We start from the raw sequence: 17,299 nt of genomic DNA, 5'->3' as shown, positions 1-17,299 counted from the left end.
TTTGTACAGAAAAATATTTATTAAACTAATAAGTATTTATTATATCTCTTTGAATTCAACTAAAGTGATATCTTTATTTTCTTTTGTTTTCTTTATATCAATAATTCTTTGATTAGAAGAACCTCTGAATTTGAGATTCGCATCTTTTAATTCATTCACAAATGGTCCATCTACTAATACATCAACATAATCAAGTAATGGCTGTTTCCATTCCATAATTTCTTCATAAAGGAATGAAGAATAGACCCAGATAGATTTAGTAGGACATTCTTTTTTGATATGTTTGAGTAATTCTAAAATATCGTCTCTGTTTTCTTCTTCAAAAGGTTCTCCACCTAAAAGTGTGAATCCTGCAATATGGGGTTTGTTAATAAGTTTAATTAGTACATCTTCTAATTCAGATGTAAAAGCCTTTCCTCCATTAAAATCCCATGTTTCCTGATTAAAACAGAATGGACAATGACGATGACATCCTTGAGTATAAAGAGATACTCTAATACCTGGTCCATTCGCAATATCTACTTCTCTTATTTGTGCATAACGCATCTTTTTCACCTCACAAAGCTCTATTATATACTCTTTTGTCTACTAAATGAAAGAGGAAGCTCTAAACCATTTTCTTCAAGAAGCTTTTTATTTGTTAAGATGTCTTGAGTTGGTCCATCTGCAACAAGTTTTCCATTAGATAGTAATAAAACACGATCACATGTATCATAAATAAAATCTAAATCATGGGACGCTATCAACATTGTATAAGGGAGTTCGTTTAATACGTTAATTAGTTCACGACGATGTTTAGGATCTAATGAAACAGAAGGTTCATCAAATAATAGAATATCTGGACGCATAGAAAGGACTGTCGCAATGGCAGCTCTTTTTTTCTCCCCACCAGATAATCGATAAATCTTTTCATGCTTCTTTTCCTGCATATGTACAAGATCCAACGCTTTATTGATACGTTCTTCTAATTCATCTCCCTGTAATCCTTCATTCATTGGTCCAAAGGCTACATCCTCATATACAGAAGACATAAAGAGCTGATTATCTGAATCCTGGAAAACATAACCTATATGGGAACGAATGGATGCAAGGTTTTGATTGTTCATAGTTAAATCTGTAACTTTCAGTTCTCCCTGACCATTTTCTATTCCAATAATAGTTTTAAGAAGTGTAGATTTCCCTGCTCCATTACAGCCAATGAGCCCTACTTTTTCACCTTTTTGGATATGAAAATTCAAATCATCTAATATAATACGATTCTCTATATAAGAGAAAGAGAAATGATTCAGTTTAATCATAAGGTCACTCCTTTTAAAAATAGTAATAGTATACACATAATACCAAATGTAAGTTTAGATAACTTATAATCATATTTTTGTGATTGTAATGGCATTACACCTTTAAAGCCTCTTAACATCATAGATTGATAGACATTCATAGCACGATCAATGGAACGAAGCATCATTGAACCAACTAATGTACCCCATGTCTTTATAGAAATACCCTTCTGCCCTGGTGCACGTAAGCTATAAGCAAGCAAAGTTTTGTCTGTTTCTTTAAAGAAAAGAATGAGATATCTTTGGATTAACATGATGACGACAATAAGAGATTGAGGAACTTTTAGTTTAGATAATCCCATACAGAGTTCCTCCATAGATGTTGTGGTCATCAATATGTAAGAGAATAGTAAAGCAAATATTCCTTTTAATGCGAGCACAATAAAACAAGTGATTCCATATCCCTTAAAGAATAAGAAAGGTGTTCCCATAAAGAGTAATAAAGCCACTAATGGTTTAAGTTCTCCTAGACATTTGAATAAATTGATTTCTCCAAGCATTGAAAATAAGAGTAATGGTAAAAACATCACTACAATATAAATATTATGAATAGAATAAGAAGCAGTGATTATCAAATAAAGTAATACAATCAAAATCTTATAAGTGGGATGAATGGCAGAAAGAATGGTTGTACGCTTAGAAAGTGCATCAATTTGATGCACTCTCTTAATGGCTTTCTGTATGTTTTTCATGATAACGATGAATGAGCATATAGAGTCCTATGACAACTAAGACTCCAACGATTCCTGCAAACATCCCACCTAAGATTGATTCATGTCCTGCAATATTATAGTCAGGTAATAATGCAGTGAGTTCCTGAACACGCGAAGACAAAGAATAAATAGCCCCTTTATGTTGTAATTCTGTAGAACCAGTCAACTGTAAAATAGACCATTCTAATCCATCAGGAAAGGCACTTGCGAATATTGATAAGATCCCAGCCACTGCAACAGAGAGACCACCAAAGAGTGCAAGAAGCTTCTTTTTAGATGTTTTTGCTAGTTTAGTTGTGTGCCCCTGCCAGATAAGTTCTGGACGTGCTTCATAAATAAATGATAGAACTAAGCCTGTAATAATACCTTCTACTGCACCTATTGCAAGATGAATAGGCTGCATCACACCAATGAATAAGTTCCATGGGAGTGCTGTAATACCTGATAATTCTGTTTCTACAACTACTGAGAAGGCACCTAATTGTAAAGAAATGATAGAGCCTAAGATAGAGGCAATCATTAAGTTCTTCTTAGATAATTTTTTACTAATTATTGGCTTAAATATCAACATCGAAGAGATAAAGCATCCATAAAATGCCATATTCCATATATTACATCCTAGGGCAAGTAACCCACCATCCGCAAAAAGCAGACATTGTATTGCCAGTATACCTACCATCGTAAGAAATCCTGCATAAGGACCTAATAGTGCGGTTAACATGAGTCCTCCTGTTAAGTGTCCTGATGAACCTGTTCCAGGGATAGTGAAATTGATCATCTGGGCTGCAAAGACAAAGGCGCCCATGACACCCATCATTGGGAGTTTCTGTGGATTATTTTCTTCTTCTAGTTTTTTTATTGAATAAATAGTCATTGCACCTGATGCCAAATACATCGTTGTCGCAACAGCAGGTGAGACTAAGGCGTCAGCCATATGCATATTATTTTTCCTCCAGTTTAATATCCTGACTACCACTTCTAAATCCTTCTAGATCAAGTGTTACATAGTCATATCCTAATTCTTTAATAAATAAGACAATCTCTTGATGGTAATCCATACATTTCATAAAAGCATCCTGATCAATTTCTAAACGTACTAAGTCATTATGTATTCTTGCACGTACATTGTAGAAACCATATGCATGAAGATAATCTTCAATCTTTTCTACTTTACGCATTTCCTCATAATTAAGTAATGTATGATAAGGAAATCTTGTCGCAAGACAAGGTGAAGAAGGCTTATTAGCCGCTTTTAAATCATAAGTACCAGCCAATTCTCTAATTTCTTTTTTAGTCATATTAGCCTCTAAGAGTGGACTATGTAATCCTAATTCCTTAATTGCTTTGATACCAGGACGATATTGTTTTAAATCATCAGCGTTTGTACCTTCAAGAATAGTAGAAATACCTAAACTATGTGCAAGTTCCTTCACTTTAGTAAACATATACTTCTTACATAAATAACAACGATCTACAGGATTATTCTCTATTCCTGCACCTTCTAATTCATCTACATGAATCACTTTATGAATCGCCCCTAATTCTTCAGCTATTTGCTTGGCTTCATCTGCTTCCATCACAGGATGAAGCGCCGTTTGAATAGTAACAGCATAGACATGCGTATGATATCTCTTTGATGCTTCAACTGCCATTTTTAATAAGAGTGTACTGTCTACGCCACCAGAAAAAGCAATCATGACATCCTCATGTAAATACTGATCAATGATGGTTAATAAATTCATAATAACTCCTTTCCAGCAATTGATAAACATCTATAATAGATAAATTATGTTTTTCACTTAATAACTTCGCACTTTCATATTCAGGATACGCTCTTTTCTCTCCATCTATATTGACCACCTTAAATACAGCATCACCTAAAGGTGTAGAAATTGTTTCAAAAGTTCTTTGAAGAACTGTACGTTCCATGTAAGTACGTCTAATACCGATAGTACTTGTTTCTTTAAAAATGATTGTTTCTAATTCTTTTCTTTTTTCTTCATCACATAATACATTGAGTAAGTAAGCAGGTCTGTTCTTTTTCATCATCACAGGAATATAATGAACATCTTTAGCACCATGAGACATTAATAACTCCATCACATGACCTAATACTTCTCCTGTACTATCATCAATATTTGTTTCTAGTTTACATACCTTATTGGTGCCTGGGATCTGTTTCAATCAACATTGCACGAAGTAAGCTTGGTCTTTCATAAGCACGCTTACCTGCCCCTATACCTGTCTTTTTTATTGTAAAGGTAGAAGGAAGTGTATGAGATGTCACAATAGACGCAGCAATGGCAGCGCCTGTAGGAGTCACTAATTCACCTTTGATTGTATCAATATGAATAGGTAAATGATGACTCGATACAATGTTGTTAACAGCTGGAACTGGGATAGGAAGTGTTCCATGAGCACAATTCACAGTACCTGTTCCTTCATAAATAACCGGAATATAGACTTCATCAATCCCTAAATCATCAAAGCATACCGCTGCAGAAATAATATCTACAATAGAATCCACAGCACCTACTTCATGAAAATGCACTTCTTCAATAGTTGTACCATGGGCTTTTGCCTCTGCTTCGCCTAAAATAGTGAAGATCTTTTTAGCTAATTCTTTAGCATGATCTGTCATTTGTGCATGATCAATGATATGTAAAATATCATGCAAGTGACGATGTTCATGATGATGGTGATGTTCATGATGTGTATGTTCACCATATAAGTAGTTCATATCGTGATCATGATTATCATGATCTAGAATGACATTAAAATCACAGACATCAAGTCCTGATTTATTGACTCTTGTGATTTCAGTTTTAAAACCAGTCAAAGGTAATGATGAAAGAACTTCTTCTAATACTTCTTTTGAAGCTCCTAGATCAAGTAAGCTTGCGACAAACATATCTCCACTTATTCCAGAATAACATTCTAAATATAATTGATTCATTTTGATTCTCCCGTTCTATTAATCTGAGTTGCAATATAACCTGCACCATAGCCATTATCAATATTCACTACCGCAATACCATTGGCACAGGAATTAATCATTGTAAGTAAAGCACTGATACCATGAAAGCTGGCTCCATAACCCACTGATGTAGGTACTGCAATAACAGGACAGTCTACTAAACCACCTATGACACTTGCAAGAGCTCCTTCCATTCCTGCCACCGCAATAATACATCTTGCAGATTGCAAGATATCTAATTTAGATAATAAGCGATGAATACCACTCACACCTACATCATACAAACGTTCTACATGACTCCCAAAGAATTCAGCTGTCTGTGCTGCTTCTTCAGCCACATTAAGATCTGCCGTACCAGCACTACATACAACAATCTTCCCTTTATGTTCCTTTTCTTTTTCTATCTTTATAATATGTGATAATGGATCATATTCTAGTTCAGGAAATTCATCCCTTAAAAGTTCATATTGATGTACTGAGGCTCTTGTCCCAAGTACTTCTCCCTGCACCTCATAAAGTCTTCTCACAATACCGACTAAGTGATCATCTGCTTTTCCCTGGCAATAAATCACTTCCTGAAAACCTGAACGTATTTCTCTATTTGTATCTAATTTCGCATAGCCTAATTCTTCAAAAGCTGATTTCTTAAAGAATTGTTCGGCTTCTTCTACAGATAGTTCTCCTGTTTTAACTTTTTCTAGTATTTCCTTTGTTTCCATATAATCACCACCTTTATTAGGGTAACATTAAACCCTAGTTTAGTGTCAAATGTTTTGTATCTTCATTATACAATGAGAGAAAAATAGTTCACAAGAAAACTTGTGAACTATCACTTTTCTAATAATTATTTTAAGATTGAATAAACTACTTCTCTCTACCTTCTATAGTCATTTTCACCAGACCAAGCACTGCTGCATATAATACTCCAGCCACTGGCCATATAATCCATGTGAACTTCCAGTTATTTGTCCAGAAACTCCATCCAAGATATATCGCAACCATTAAACACCAATAAGCACCCGAAAAAGCATCTGTCTTCTTTTTCAAATGTTTCTCTTCTATTGTATATTCCCCTTCCTGCAATAGAGTATCATAGCTAGACTTGATCATACCTGCACGAATAAGAATATTGACACCTATAGAAACAATAATAAGTAATAGACCTACAGATATACCACTCGTATAATCTTCTACTTCCATTACACCTGCCATTATAGTAGGAATGGCAGAAAGAATACAAAGTACTACTCCTATCGCAATATTCCTTGTGAATGTTGATTCATATTGTTCTCTTCTTTCACGTACCATTCCTGGTACACCATATTCTGTCTCAAAGATTTCTTTTTCTAAATGCTGCATATGAGATTCTCGTAATCCATAATTCACAAATAGATAGACAGCTATTGCGACTAATACAAGAAGTAGTACTAAACTAAAACCTATAAGTATATGATCTTCTGTCATTGTACCTAATACTATAAGAGGTACAGGACTTAATATGCATAGACTTGTCGCATTGGCGACTATTCTTGAACCTTTACTTTTCATATCTAAATATTGATTGGCTTCTTCCATACTTACCTTGATTGTATTAGTTTCTGTATATTCATTGAGTGGTTCTTCTTCTATTTCATCTTTCAATAAGTAGTCTGTAGTGACACCAAACAGTTCAGACATCTGAAGTATTCTTTTTAGGTCTGGTATAGATCCTGCACTTTCCCATTTTGAAACAGCCTGCCTAGATACACCTAACTTACTTGCAAGTTCTTCCTGTGACCATCCATTCTTTTTTCTTTCTTCTATAATCTTATCAGCAAGAATCATATTCTTCTCCTCCTTACATACCAAATATACCAATTATGATAGTTTCCTTCTACCAATTCAGGATGAAAATATGTCAACTGGCGGTTGCAGGAGGTGATTTTTCTAAACAAGTCTGATTATATAAAAAAAACGCATGGTGTGAACATGCGTTATTTAGTCTATCTCCTTATATATTACGTCCCTGGTATTGGACTGTAACCACGTAAACAGTTTTATGTAGCTCGTCAATTCGAAAAATGACAATATAGTTATCAATCAATAATTGTCTGTATTTTCCAGCATATCTTCCTTCTGTTCTCACTTGATGAGATTCAGGAAAAGTATCCAAACCCAAGATAGCATTTTTAATTCGATTAATTTGTGCTCTCGCATTTTCAGAGGCTGATTTTTCAATTGCAATATAGTTGTAAATATAATCTAATTCAGAAATTGCTTTGGGATTGATTTTTACTTGATACTTATCCAAAGTGCTTTTTCTCCAAATCATCGAATACTTTTTTTGCATCAACTGCTTCTGCACCATCCAACAGTTCTTGTTCAGATTCAAAGATTGCTTTGTCTATACGATTTATTCTAGCAAACTCATCATATAATTCACTGCTCATCACAACCAGGTCACTATAGCCATTTTTTGTAATGAAAATAGGTTCATGATGTTTGTGTGCAATATTAGAGATATCATTTGTATTTCTTAACTCCTTAATAGGTAGAATTAGTGGCATAATACCTCACTCCTTTCATCAACATAATTATAGCATAATTATGTTGATATGATAGAAATATTCTGGCGAATATAAAAGACAACCATTAGGCTGTCTTTCTGGTAAGAGAACATTTAAATCATCCTATTAATTTTGAGAATGAATTAAAGATTCATATATAGTTCCTTTACTGTCTTCTAAAGCTTTACTCTTATATTCCTTACTCTTTGATTCATTACCCATATTTTTGTAGATAACTGATAATAAGAATTCAAGATAGGGAGTATCTTCATTGTTTTTAGTATATTCTTCATCTTCTAGATCAGACTTCAATTCATCATAATACTTAATTCCACCACTAATCAAAGTATCATTAACCATATCCATCTGTCTATATAGGGCATGATCATTTGTAGTGCTAACCATTTCCAACAAACGATCAATCATAGATGCATTCTTCTTATCTACATATATATAGAATACTGATTTTGCGAGAGTAGACTTCTGCTTAGAATTCATAGGAACATGATTCATTATATTGTTTACTTGAGTATCTATTTGTTTGTTATCATTTACTTTTAGATAAGCATTTAAAAGTAAATATTCCCTATTAAATAGAGGAATACATATCTTAGCTAGTTGAGTTGCCATTAAGTCTTTTATTGCCTTAATATCATTGTTTTGGAGTAATGTTAGATAATTTTTTAGGAGTTTCTTTCTGATGATTACTGGAATAGTACCAATAATAGCAATCACTATAGCGACAATTAACATAGCATTCATACTTTTATGCCCCTTTCTCAATCAACTTTATAATATCATTTAATTCATTAATAATTATATCTGCCTGACTCTGATCTAAGCCAAACTTATCATCTTTTAAAGCCAATACCTTAATACCAGCTCTATTTGCAGCTAATATTCCTTTAGATGAATCCTCAATAATAATAGCTTCATCTTTATTCACATTCAATTCTTTAATTGTATGTAGATATATTTCTGGATTTGGTTTACTTTCTTTGAATTGTTCACCACTTACTATAAGTGAGAAATACTTTCTTAAACCAGCCTGATCCAACGCAGTATTAATAGTATATAACCTAGAAGAGGACGCTAATGCTATTTTATAATGTTTACTTAAGTGTTCTAAAACGGAATAGATCTGAGGTCTAACTACCGCTTTATAATCACGATCTAATGAACGAAAATATTCTTGAAGCATATTTTTAAATGTCATGAAATCAGTTTTTCCATTCCACATTGTGTATGCATGTTCATAATATAATTTACTATCAATACCAATGAGAGGAATACAATCACTTACTTGTATTTCTATATCATGCTGTTTAAAAAATCTTATCAAATCATTTATATACATGGTTTCACTATCAAAGATGACACCATCCATATCAAAAATAACAGTTTTAATCATAATTATAAATACGAGCAGGCATTATATAATGCCTTGCCCGTTTTCTCTTTTTAGTATTCTAAGCACTTATAGTATCTTCTGATGTCTAATGGATGACGTCTGTTGTGTTCTAGATGAACATTAAGTCTCATGAATGCTGATCTCATTACGATTGGAGATAAGATACCTCTGAATTCATCTCTGATACCAGGTAATTCAAAGTTCTTAGTATCGATAGTTGTAACATTTGCACAAATTTTACCAACAAAGTTTTCAACACGATCCATTTCTGGTCTAGTCTTATCTTCACCCTTGATTAATAATACTGTAGTATCTCTTTCGATAACTTCTAATAAACCATGGAAGAAGTTAGCTGCTGAGATAGGACGAGTGCGCATCCACTGCATTTCTTCCATAATACACATACCATAACAATGAGCCCAGTCTTCAAGGTTACCTGAAGCTACTAAGTATGTAAGTGGTGAGTCACAGTATTTATCTGCATATTCTTTCATCTGAGCATCTGCATCTTTATATACCTGAACAATATCTTTTGGTAAGTTCTGCATATCAGATACTAATTCATCATACTTATCGAACTGTCCAGCATTCTTCATGAATCTTAAGACAACTGTATACCACCAGTAATATTCTCCACCTACTGTTGTGACTAATTCATCAACTTTGTTTGCGATTGGAGTATCAACTACTTCTACATAACCAATAACTCTAGCACCTACTTCGTGTGCTTTATCAATAGCCTGTTCTACTTCTACTGTATGGCCAGATAATGAAGCAACAACTACTACTGAATCCTTTGTAAAGTTTGCATCACCTTCATATAAGAAGTCTGTAGCATTAGTTAAATATAATGGTAAAGAGCATCCTAACTGTCTAGCTGTATGGAAAATCTGTCCTGCATATAATAGTGTTCCACCAATACCAACTAAGAAGATATTCTTATACCCATCTTCACAAATTTTATCTACTACCTTTTCTACCTGAGGAATCATATTTACCCCATTTAAATGATCTGTATAAACTTTCTTTTCATCAAAATTAAACATAATATTTTCTCCTTTTTTATTTATAAATATTTTTTTAAGCTGCTAAGATTCCAAATTGTGCACAGATAATACCAAAGATAGCTGTACCAACAATCATAAGAATGACATTTGTCTTTTTTTGCAACAACTTATAATAGATTCCAGTTGCTGCTAATGGTAACAATCCTGGCATAATACCATCTAATACACTTTGAATCTGTGTAGCTGACTTACCACTACCGATTTTTAATGCTGTTTTAGCTACAACAAGTTCGTTTGTCATACCACCAATGACCATAACCCCTAGAATTGCAGCTGCTAACATGAATTTTTCCATCAAGCCAGAAGCCTGAACTTTTTCTAAATAGTTTGCTCCTAATTCATATCCTTTAATTGCACATACATAACGTAAGATGAAAGTAGGAACATTGAAAATTAAGAAGAATAGGATTGGTCCAAGAATATTACCCTTAATAGCAAGAGATGTACCAATACCTACTGCTAATACACGAAGTGTTCCTAAGATAAGTGAATCACCAATACCACTTAAAGGACCCATTAACGCAGCTTTTACTGCATTGATAGATGATGCATCAAAATCATCATTTGCTCTATTCATTTCTTCCATAGCTAGTGTGATACCACCAATGAAAGGTGTGACATGGGCTGTACAGTTAAAGAATTCCAAGTTTCTATGTAATGCTTGTTTTAATCCTTCAGGATCATCTTTATAAATCTTTTTAAGAGCTGGACCTATCATGAATTCAAATCCCATATGCATCTGTCTTTCATAGTGCCATGAGAATTCCATTGGTAATGATCTCCAGAACATTCTAACTAAATCTTTTTTTGTAATAACACCACCATTTTCAGCATTGATTGGTGTATCTACTTTAGAAGTCATCGTCATCATCCTCCTCTACTACATCTGTTGCTAACTGTGTTTTTTTAGCTGTGAAATCAATTGTTGTAAAAATAATAATAAGACCTAAGAGTGCGATACCAACTACTGGTAATTTGAAATATGCTGATAATACAAATCCTAAGAAGAAGAATGGTACGACCTTCTTATTCATGATCATCTGAGCTAACATAGCAAACCCGATACCTGGTAATAAACCTGTTGCGACAGTTAATCCGTTAGTAATAACAGCTGGAATAGCTTCTACAAATTTCTTCATTGCATCTGATCCAACTGAGAATCCAAGGAATACCATTAAAAATAGTACTGTACATGTTAAGAACCCTGTAGCCATATGAATGACACTTACCATGTGTACATTACCTTTTTCAGCATAGTTATCAGCAACTTTACCAAGCAATGGTCTAACTAATGAGAAGAAAATATTATCAATTGCTACTGCAAGTAAAGCAATTGGGAACGCCATTGTAAATGCAACTGCAGGTCCCTTACCTGTAACAATCGCAAATGCTGTTCCTAATACACCACCAACAATAACGTTTGGTGGAATAAATGCACCAACTGAATAAGAACCTAAGAATGCAAGTTCAAGTGTTGCACCAATCTTAATTCCTGCATCAAGATCACCTAACACTAGACCTACCAGCGGGCCCAAAATAATAGGTCTCTGTAACTGGTTAGTACCTGTAGCCAAATCACATTTCCCTAAGAATGCGATACAGCCAAGTAAAAACGCCTTCAACATCATAATCTTTTTCCTCCTTTATAGAACGTTTTTAGCTAACATCTTTTTATCTGCTGGAACCATTCGAATTTCAACTTCGTCCCCTCTTTCGATTAGTTCCTTTACTAATGAAATTTCTTCATCAGTCAGATTCACTGCTTTAGAAATATTCTTTGTTTCATTTGTAGCCTTTGTTCCGCCAAGTGTTACAGAATGAATATCTGCTTTTGTCATCAATTCGTAAGCATCTTTTACGCTCTCAACAATAACAAATAACTTGTATTTATCTGTTACTCCTGAATTTAATGCTTTGATTGAATCTTCAATATTCTTAATAACTAATTTTGTTCCTGCTGGCTTTGCCATTTTAATAGCTGTTTTTCTAAGATTATCTTTAGTAACTGCTGTATTTGCAATCAAGATACAATCAGCTCCTAGTGCACTTGTCCAAGAAAATGCTACCTGACCATGCAATAAACGATGATCAACTCTTAACCCTACTAACATAAATCCACCTTCCTTTTTTTAGAAATCTTCGTCTTCTGTATTAACGGCGACATTATCTTTATTTTTTAATTGAATTCCTTCTTTTCCTTCTTTTAAGGCATTATCAATATCAATACATCCGCTACTGTTTTTAATAACTAATTCTAAAACTATATTCATGTTCATTCCTGAAATAATTTCTACATTACCCATATCCAGCAGCTGAATCATAGCGTTATAAACGCTACCTCCTTTGATATCACATAAAATTATGAATTCTTCTGAAGAAGTACTGATTCTTTCTTTTAATTCAGTTACATATTCGTTAGGATTGCGTCCTGGTAATAAACTATATGTTTCTACGTCAGCAGCTAATTCTCCAACAATCATTTTTACTGAATCAAGCATTCCTGCAGATAATCCTCCATGCGATGCAAGTATGATTTTTGCCATGATTTACACTCCTTTCCACTCATCTTAGTTCAAGCAAGCTTTGTGCCAGTTTACAGATTTTTATGCTTGATCCGTACAACCAGCTTCCACTTTTAAACAAGCAAGCTTTGTGCCAGTTTATAGATTAATTACGCTTGATCTGTACAACTAGCTTCCACTTTTAAGCAAGCAAGCTTCGTGCCAGTTTATAGATCTTTACGCTAAATCTGTACAACCAGCTTCCACTTATACTCAAGCAAGCTTCGTGCCAGTTTATAGATCTTTGCACTTGATCTGTACAACTAACTTCCACTTTTAAACAGGCAAGCTTCGTGCCAGTTTATAGATCTTTACGCTTAATCTGTACAACTAACTTCCACTTTTAAACAAGCAAAAAGTGTGCCAATTAATAGCACACTAATCATTAATAATATAGTTGTATATATATTCTATTTCTTCATCTGGAATCTCAACGTTGTAGTATGTTTTAACATCTTTCATTGAGATATTTACTTGATCTATAAACTCTTGATGCTTTTCCTTAAAGTCTTGATCAGTAAAGTTTGAAATAGCTTGTCTTGTAACTAATCTTTCTACAAGACAGCAGATATGAACATATAATCCAAAGCATGTTCTATTCTTAAATCTCTTATGTAAGATATTCTGTAGATGATCAATTCCTTTCGCAACATGTTCTAGTAGTTTATCTGGATTTAATATAGTTAAGTTATTCATGACATTGGATAATGTGAAATTACGTAAGATATTCTTTTCGAATATCTCCATCTTAGCTTGAGTCATATACTTCCCAAAATATACTTCTATCGCATTCTGACCCTCATTAATAATCAATTCCTGTATACCTATATATTTCATAGATTCAATATTTGGATCAAGTGTGCCAATGACACATACAACCTCATAATCATTCATTAACTGATCATAGACCTGTTTACGTATTAAAGCAGAATAATCATAAGTAATAATCTTTAGATTTGAATCTTCAGGTAAAGAATTGAATAAGATTTCTTTGATCTTATTCGCTGTACCAATTCCTGATGCACAAGAACAGATTACAATAGGTTCTTTCTTTTTCTTAAGTTCTACATGCGTTTTATAGATGTTTTCCTTAAGAATAGAATCAATTACTTCAGTCACTGTTTTATTGAGTTTAATTCCCTGTCCTATTTCTAGCGCACATTTAGTATTAATATTGTTTACTAAGGCAATATCTGCATTACTTGTATCTAATCCCTGATATATTTCTTCAAGAGAACCCATATCAACTAATAAATAAAGTTTTGAGATATTACCAACATGTGCAATGTAATCATTGATCTTTCTTGTAATAGTTTGTATATCCACATCTAATGGCATATCAATCGCATCAAATATATAACTATTCAACATTCTATTGGCTGCTTCCGCAATAGAACTTGCAGTTGAATAACCATGCGCAATAATAACCGCAATTGTGAGATCTTCACCAGAATGTGCAAAATACTTAATCATACAAATACAGATAATACATTCTACAAAGTCATCAATATCCTGGTTCATATTATTCTTTAAGTAATGAGAAACTTCCTGTCCTATTTCATATTCACGATGAAATTCAAGTTTTAGATATTTCTTTAAGTTTTTTACTTCATCATAATTCTCATTGATCCAGTTATTTGTGAGATATGTATTCTTAGAGAATTCTGAAACATATGTAGCAAGTGCAATCAACTCATTATGTGAAGTCCTAAAGCCATAATGTTCAGTGATATTATTAAATATCTTTTCTAGATAGTTTGTAAGATAATCAATTGAATCTGCACGATTATCATTAAATATAAGCTTCTCAAAATATCTATCTACAGTATTCTGTGCATTTACTGCAAATGACTGATCTCTTTTAAGATTAATTAATGATTGATAAAAATCTTTAATGATACCCTGATCTGATACAGGAAGAAGTGTATTAAGAGACACAAGTTTATGCTTCTTCATAATCATAGAGGAAACATCTATACTATTTCTAATACTGTCAGGCAAATCATAAGCATGTATTTCTAACGTATCTGAATTACTTTTGTATAATGCACTCACACAGCTTGCCTGAATAGTATTAGTCAGTTCACCAATATTACCTACAAATGTGTGATTCAGTAACAACTCATAAACGTTAGATGAAATAAGAATTGTTTTGCCAACACGCTTCTCTTCATTCTTCAAAAAGCTATACATGAGTTCTAGTTTTTCATTTTCTCCTCTTTGTGCAAGAGATGGAATTGTTAGAATAACTGGAATACGTCTGAGGAATGTTTTTAATAATGCTTTTTGTGGTGCTTCTGTTGTCGCAAATATAATTCTACATTTAGATTTATACCACTTATTATTATCACCTACTAAGTGATAGATTCCCTGGTCCATATAAAGGAATAATTTTTCCTGACATTCAGCATTTAAACAATGCACTTCGTCTAAGAATAATACTCCACCATCCGCAAAATGTAATAAACCTAAGTTATCACTATCTGCACCTGTAAAAGCACCTTTTTTATAGCCAAACAGATTCGCTGTGAGTAGTTCTGGGTTATTGGCATACTCTGAACAGTTCACCTGTACAAAATTCTTAGATGCATCAATTAAGCCTGTGTCTACACAATATTCATACGTAAGTTTAGCCATAAATGATTTACCCGTACCAGTTGGTCCATAAAACAACATAGGTAATCCTACTGGTGGGTAAGATACTGTTGCCTTAATCTTCTCTACAATCTGATACATGCTTTCATTAGACCCAATAAGTTTTTCAAAGTTCTTTAATTCTGTCTGATTGTTTAATTCAGCTTCCAATTCATCTAATGATTTGTATTCATCTGATGAGAGTTTCTTCTTATACTTACTTTCAAGAGAACCTCTTGAAAGATATAAAACAGGGCTTGTTTTGATTTTAATAAGTTTCTTGTCATTAAATAGTTCATTTAATAATCTAGTCACTTGATTTCTACTTAGTTTTAATTCTTTTGATAATTGGATGGATTGACATTCATCATATGAATTTTGATCCATTCTTCCATTAATCAACAACATTATTTTTTCTTTCAATGAAATCACCTCATCGTTCATGATAAAACAAATAAAACTTGTGTGCAACAATCGTTATTCGTTATACTTTTCTATTAAATATCCATACATTAATTGGCACGAATTTTGCTATATAATAGTGAGGGGTGATGAATATGAAACAAAAAATGCAATATACTCAAACATTAAAACAAACATTAAAATTAAATCAAAAACTATTAAAATCGTTAGATTTCCTTACTGACAACATTGATGATATCAATAAAGTTGTTCAACAAGTATTAGAAACCAATCCTTTTTTAGAACTAAAATCACCTAAAAACTATGATACTCAGCAGTTTATTGAAAGTATTTCTAATAAACGTTCTTTAAAAGATGATCTCTATTTACAATTAAGTGCATGTACTCGCCCATATAATGAAGATTTGATGGATTATTTGATTGAATCATTAGACGATAGCGGATTCTTATCCTACCCTAGTGATCAATATCTCACTGATTTAGATATAGATAGAGAAATGCTTGATGCTCATTTAGATATATTACGTTCTTTTGAACCAAATGGTGTTGGAGCAGCTGATGCGATTGATTCAATCATCATTCAATTAAAAAATAATAATAAAACAAAAAGTTATACACTATTTAGAGATTATCAGGATGTTATCTTAACTCAAAACTATTCACTTATTAAACAGAAAACAGGATTAAAAAAAGAAGAGATAGACCATTTATTTTATGAAATACGTTCTTGTAATCCATTCCCGTGTAATATGTATAGTTCATCCCAGGATGATTATATCTCACCAGATGTTTTAATAGAGGTAGAAGATTCCAATATTATGATTACTCCTATCAATCAACCTGAACTCATCGTAAATGATCTTCTTTATGAGAAGGTAAAGAATGATGAAAATATGAAATCTTATTTTAATGATGCACATTTCTTAATTGAAAATCTCACAAAGAGAAATCAAACAGTATTATTTGTTGCAAATGCTTTAGTTGATATCCAAAGTGGTTATTTCTTATACGATGATGAATTATATCCATGTACCTTATCACAGCTTGCAAGTGAAACAGGATTCCATGAATCTACTATTTCACGTACATTAAATAATAAGTACTACAGCTTTAATGGTGAGGTTTATCCTCTTAAACAACTTCTTGTTTCTCAAACTGCTTCAGGAGATAGTAGTGACTCTATTAAAAAAGCTATTGTTGAATTAGTTGATAGTGAAGATAAAGAGCACCCACTTTCGGATAATCAAATTCTAAAGAAACTAGAAGAATTAGAATTACATTGTTCACGTCGAGTCATTGTCAAGTATAGACAACAATTGAATATTCCTTCGTCTACAAAACGTAAGGTTCTTAAATAAGACTATGACTTGTACTTAGCCTTTTCACATAAAGAGTAACTAAATAGACTTGGGGTTAACTCAAGCTTTAAAACTGCCAGGGGTGTAAATAAAATGGTACCCATAAGGAGGACAACAACCTGACAGTTGTGATACCCCTCCTGTGGGTATCATTTTTTTGTTTTGTTGTTTAAATTCTACTATGTCAAAATCAAAAAAATTCACTGATGAAGAAATTAAGTTATTATCTAACTCACCATACGTCAAGAACGTTAAACAAAACAGACTGATAT

At 32.9% G+C, this 17,299-nt stretch carries 21 protein-coding genes; 1 reads left to right on the top strand and 20 read right to left on the bottom strand.

Features of this window, described 5'->3' with window-relative positions; all coding sequences use genetic code 11:
- Positions 1 to 39: 39 nt before the first annotated feature.
- From nrdG to H8909_RS01005, 19 genes are all read right to left on the bottom strand, one after another.
- Positions 40 to 546, bottom strand: a complete 507-nt coding sequence (nrdG, locus tag H8909_RS01095; RefSeq protein ID WP_006504538.1) for an anaerobic ribonucleoside-triphosphate reductase activating protein — start codon at positions 544 to 546, stop codon at positions 40 to 42.
- Between the two features lie 23 nt (positions 547 to 569).
- Positions 570 to 1,298 (bottom strand): energy-coupling factor ABC transporter ATP-binding protein, encoded by a 729-nt coding sequence (locus H8909_RS01090; protein WP_187011519.1) that lies wholly within the window; start codon positions 1,296 to 1,298, stop codon positions 570 to 572.
- Positions 1,295 to 2,029: an energy-coupling factor transporter transmembrane component T family protein gene (locus tag H8909_RS01085; RefSeq protein ID WP_187011518.1), complete on the bottom strand. Its 735-nt coding sequence runs from the start codon at positions 2,027 to 2,029 to the stop codon at positions 1,295 to 1,297. Before H8909_RS01085 ends, H8909_RS01090 begins: the two co-directional genes overlap by 4 nt.
- Entirely contained in the window at positions 2,004 to 2,990 is a 987-nt protein-coding gene (locus tag H8909_RS01080) for an energy-coupling factor ABC transporter permease (protein WP_187011517.1), read from the bottom strand. Before H8909_RS01080 ends, H8909_RS01085 begins: the two co-directional genes overlap by 26 nt.
- Position 2,991: 1 nt before the next feature.
- Positions 2,992 to 3,792 carry an ATP-dependent sacrificial sulfur transferase LarE gene (gene larE, locus H8909_RS01075; protein ID WP_187011516.1) on the bottom strand — a complete coding sequence of 267 codons (801 nt, stop codon included), beginning with the start codon at positions 3,790 to 3,792 and terminating at the stop codon, positions 2,992 to 2,994.
- Complete coding sequence (larC2, locus tag H8909_RS01070; RefSeq protein WP_187011515.1) at positions 3,770 to 4,234, bottom strand: nickel pincer cofactor biosynthesis protein LarC2; 465 nt, start codon at positions 4,232 to 4,234, stop codon at positions 3,770 to 3,772. The genes larE and larC2 overlap by 23 nt, the downstream gene beginning before the upstream one ends.
- Complete coding sequence (gene larC, locus H8909_RS01065; RefSeq protein WP_187011514.1) at positions 4,209 to 5,006, bottom strand: nickel pincer cofactor biosynthesis protein LarC; 798 nt, start codon at positions 5,004 to 5,006, stop codon at positions 4,209 to 4,211. Before larC ends, larC2 begins: the two co-directional genes overlap by 26 nt.
- A complete protein-coding gene (gene larB, locus H8909_RS01060; RefSeq protein WP_187011513.1) occupies positions 5,003 to 5,746 on the bottom strand; it encodes a nickel pincer cofactor biosynthesis protein LarB in 744 nt (247 codons plus the stop codon). Before larB ends, larC begins: the two co-directional genes overlap by 4 nt.
- A 145-nt stretch (positions 5,747 to 5,891) precedes the next feature.
- On the bottom strand, positions 5,892 to 6,851 hold the full coding sequence (locus tag H8909_RS01055) for a helix-turn-helix domain-containing protein (RefSeq protein ID WP_187011512.1): 960 nt from the start codon (positions 6,849 to 6,851) through the stop codon (positions 5,892 to 5,894).
- Positions 6,852 to 7,017: 166 nt separating this feature from the next.
- Complete coding sequence (locus H8909_RS01050) at positions 7,018 to 7,317, bottom strand: type II toxin-antitoxin system RelE/ParE family toxin (protein ID WP_187011511.1); 300 nt, start codon at positions 7,315 to 7,317, stop codon at positions 7,018 to 7,020.
- Complete coding sequence (locus H8909_RS01045; protein ID WP_055234107.1) at positions 7,310 to 7,573, bottom strand: type II toxin-antitoxin system Phd/YefM family antitoxin; 264 nt, start codon at positions 7,571 to 7,573, stop codon at positions 7,310 to 7,312. The genes H8909_RS01050 and H8909_RS01045 overlap by 8 nt, the downstream gene beginning before the upstream one ends.
- 126 nt (positions 7,574 to 7,699) lie before the next feature.
- Complete coding sequence (locus H8909_RS01040) at positions 7,700 to 8,335, bottom strand: hypothetical protein (RefSeq protein WP_187011510.1); 636 nt, start codon at positions 8,333 to 8,335, stop codon at positions 7,700 to 7,702.
- A 4-nt stretch (positions 8,336 to 8,339) separates the two neighbouring features.
- The gene (locus tag H8909_RS01035; protein ID WP_187011509.1) at positions 8,340 to 8,984 is read right to left on the bottom strand and encodes an HAD family hydrolase; all 645 of its coding nucleotides are present in this window, start codon (positions 8,982 to 8,984) and stop codon (positions 8,340 to 8,342) included.
- A 50-nt stretch (positions 8,985 to 9,034) separates the two neighbouring features.
- Positions 9,035 to 10,030, bottom strand: coding sequence for an SIS domain-containing protein (locus H8909_RS01030; RefSeq protein WP_187011508.1), 996 nt, complete (start codon positions 10,028 to 10,030; stop codon positions 9,035 to 9,037).
- A gap of 34 nt (positions 10,031 to 10,064) precedes the next feature.
- Positions 10,065 to 10,913 (bottom strand): PTS system mannose/fructose/sorbose family transporter subunit IID, encoded by an 849-nt coding sequence (locus H8909_RS01025; RefSeq protein WP_187011507.1) that lies wholly within the window; start codon positions 10,911 to 10,913, stop codon positions 10,065 to 10,067.
- Positions 10,903 to 11,676 carry a PTS mannose/fructose/sorbose/N-acetylgalactosamine transporter subunit IIC gene (locus H8909_RS01020; RefSeq protein ID WP_055234119.1) on the bottom strand — a complete coding sequence of 258 codons (774 nt, stop codon included), beginning with the start codon at positions 11,674 to 11,676 and terminating at the stop codon, positions 10,903 to 10,905. Before H8909_RS01020 ends, H8909_RS01025 begins: the two co-directional genes overlap by 11 nt.
- A gap of 18 nt (positions 11,677 to 11,694) precedes the next feature.
- The gene (locus H8909_RS01015) at positions 11,695 to 12,162 is read right to left on the bottom strand and encodes a PTS sugar transporter subunit IIB (RefSeq protein WP_022424606.1); all 468 of its coding nucleotides are present in this window, start codon (positions 12,160 to 12,162) and stop codon (positions 11,695 to 11,697) included.
- An 18-nt stretch (positions 12,163 to 12,180) separates the two neighbouring features.
- Entirely contained in the window at positions 12,181 to 12,594 is a 414-nt protein-coding gene (locus H8909_RS01010) for a PTS sugar transporter subunit IIA (RefSeq protein ID WP_022424605.1), read from the bottom strand.
- A gap of 396 nt (positions 12,595 to 12,990) precedes the next feature.
- Positions 12,991 to 15,678 (bottom strand): sigma 54-interacting transcriptional regulator, encoded by a 2,688-nt coding sequence (locus tag H8909_RS01005; RefSeq protein WP_369409784.1) that lies wholly within the window; start codon positions 15,676 to 15,678, stop codon positions 12,991 to 12,993.
- Between the two features lie 125 nt (positions 15,679 to 15,803).
- On the opposite strand from H8909_RS01005, the gene H8909_RS01000 reads away from it, so the two are divergent.
- The gene (locus tag H8909_RS01000; protein ID WP_187011505.1) at positions 15,804 to 17,027 is read left to right on the top strand and encodes an RNA polymerase factor sigma-54; all 1,224 of its coding nucleotides are present in this window, start codon (positions 15,804 to 15,806) and stop codon (positions 17,025 to 17,027) included.
- 60 nt (positions 17,028 to 17,087) lie between these two features.
- Here the strand turns inward: H8909_RS01000 and H8909_RS13395 are convergent.
- On the bottom strand, positions 17,088 to 17,299 hold a 212-nt coding region (locus tag H8909_RS13395), incomplete at its 5' end, for a hypothetical protein (RefSeq protein ID WP_238928183.1).

Source organism: Catenibacterium faecis (assembly GCF_014306455.1).
Classification (GTDB): Bacteria; Bacillota_I; Bacilli_A; order Erysipelotrichales; family Coprobacillaceae; genus Catenibacterium; species Catenibacterium mitsuoka_A.
The sequence above is the reverse complement of the archived record's forward strand: the minus strand, read 5'-3'. Positions and strand labels throughout refer to the sequence as shown.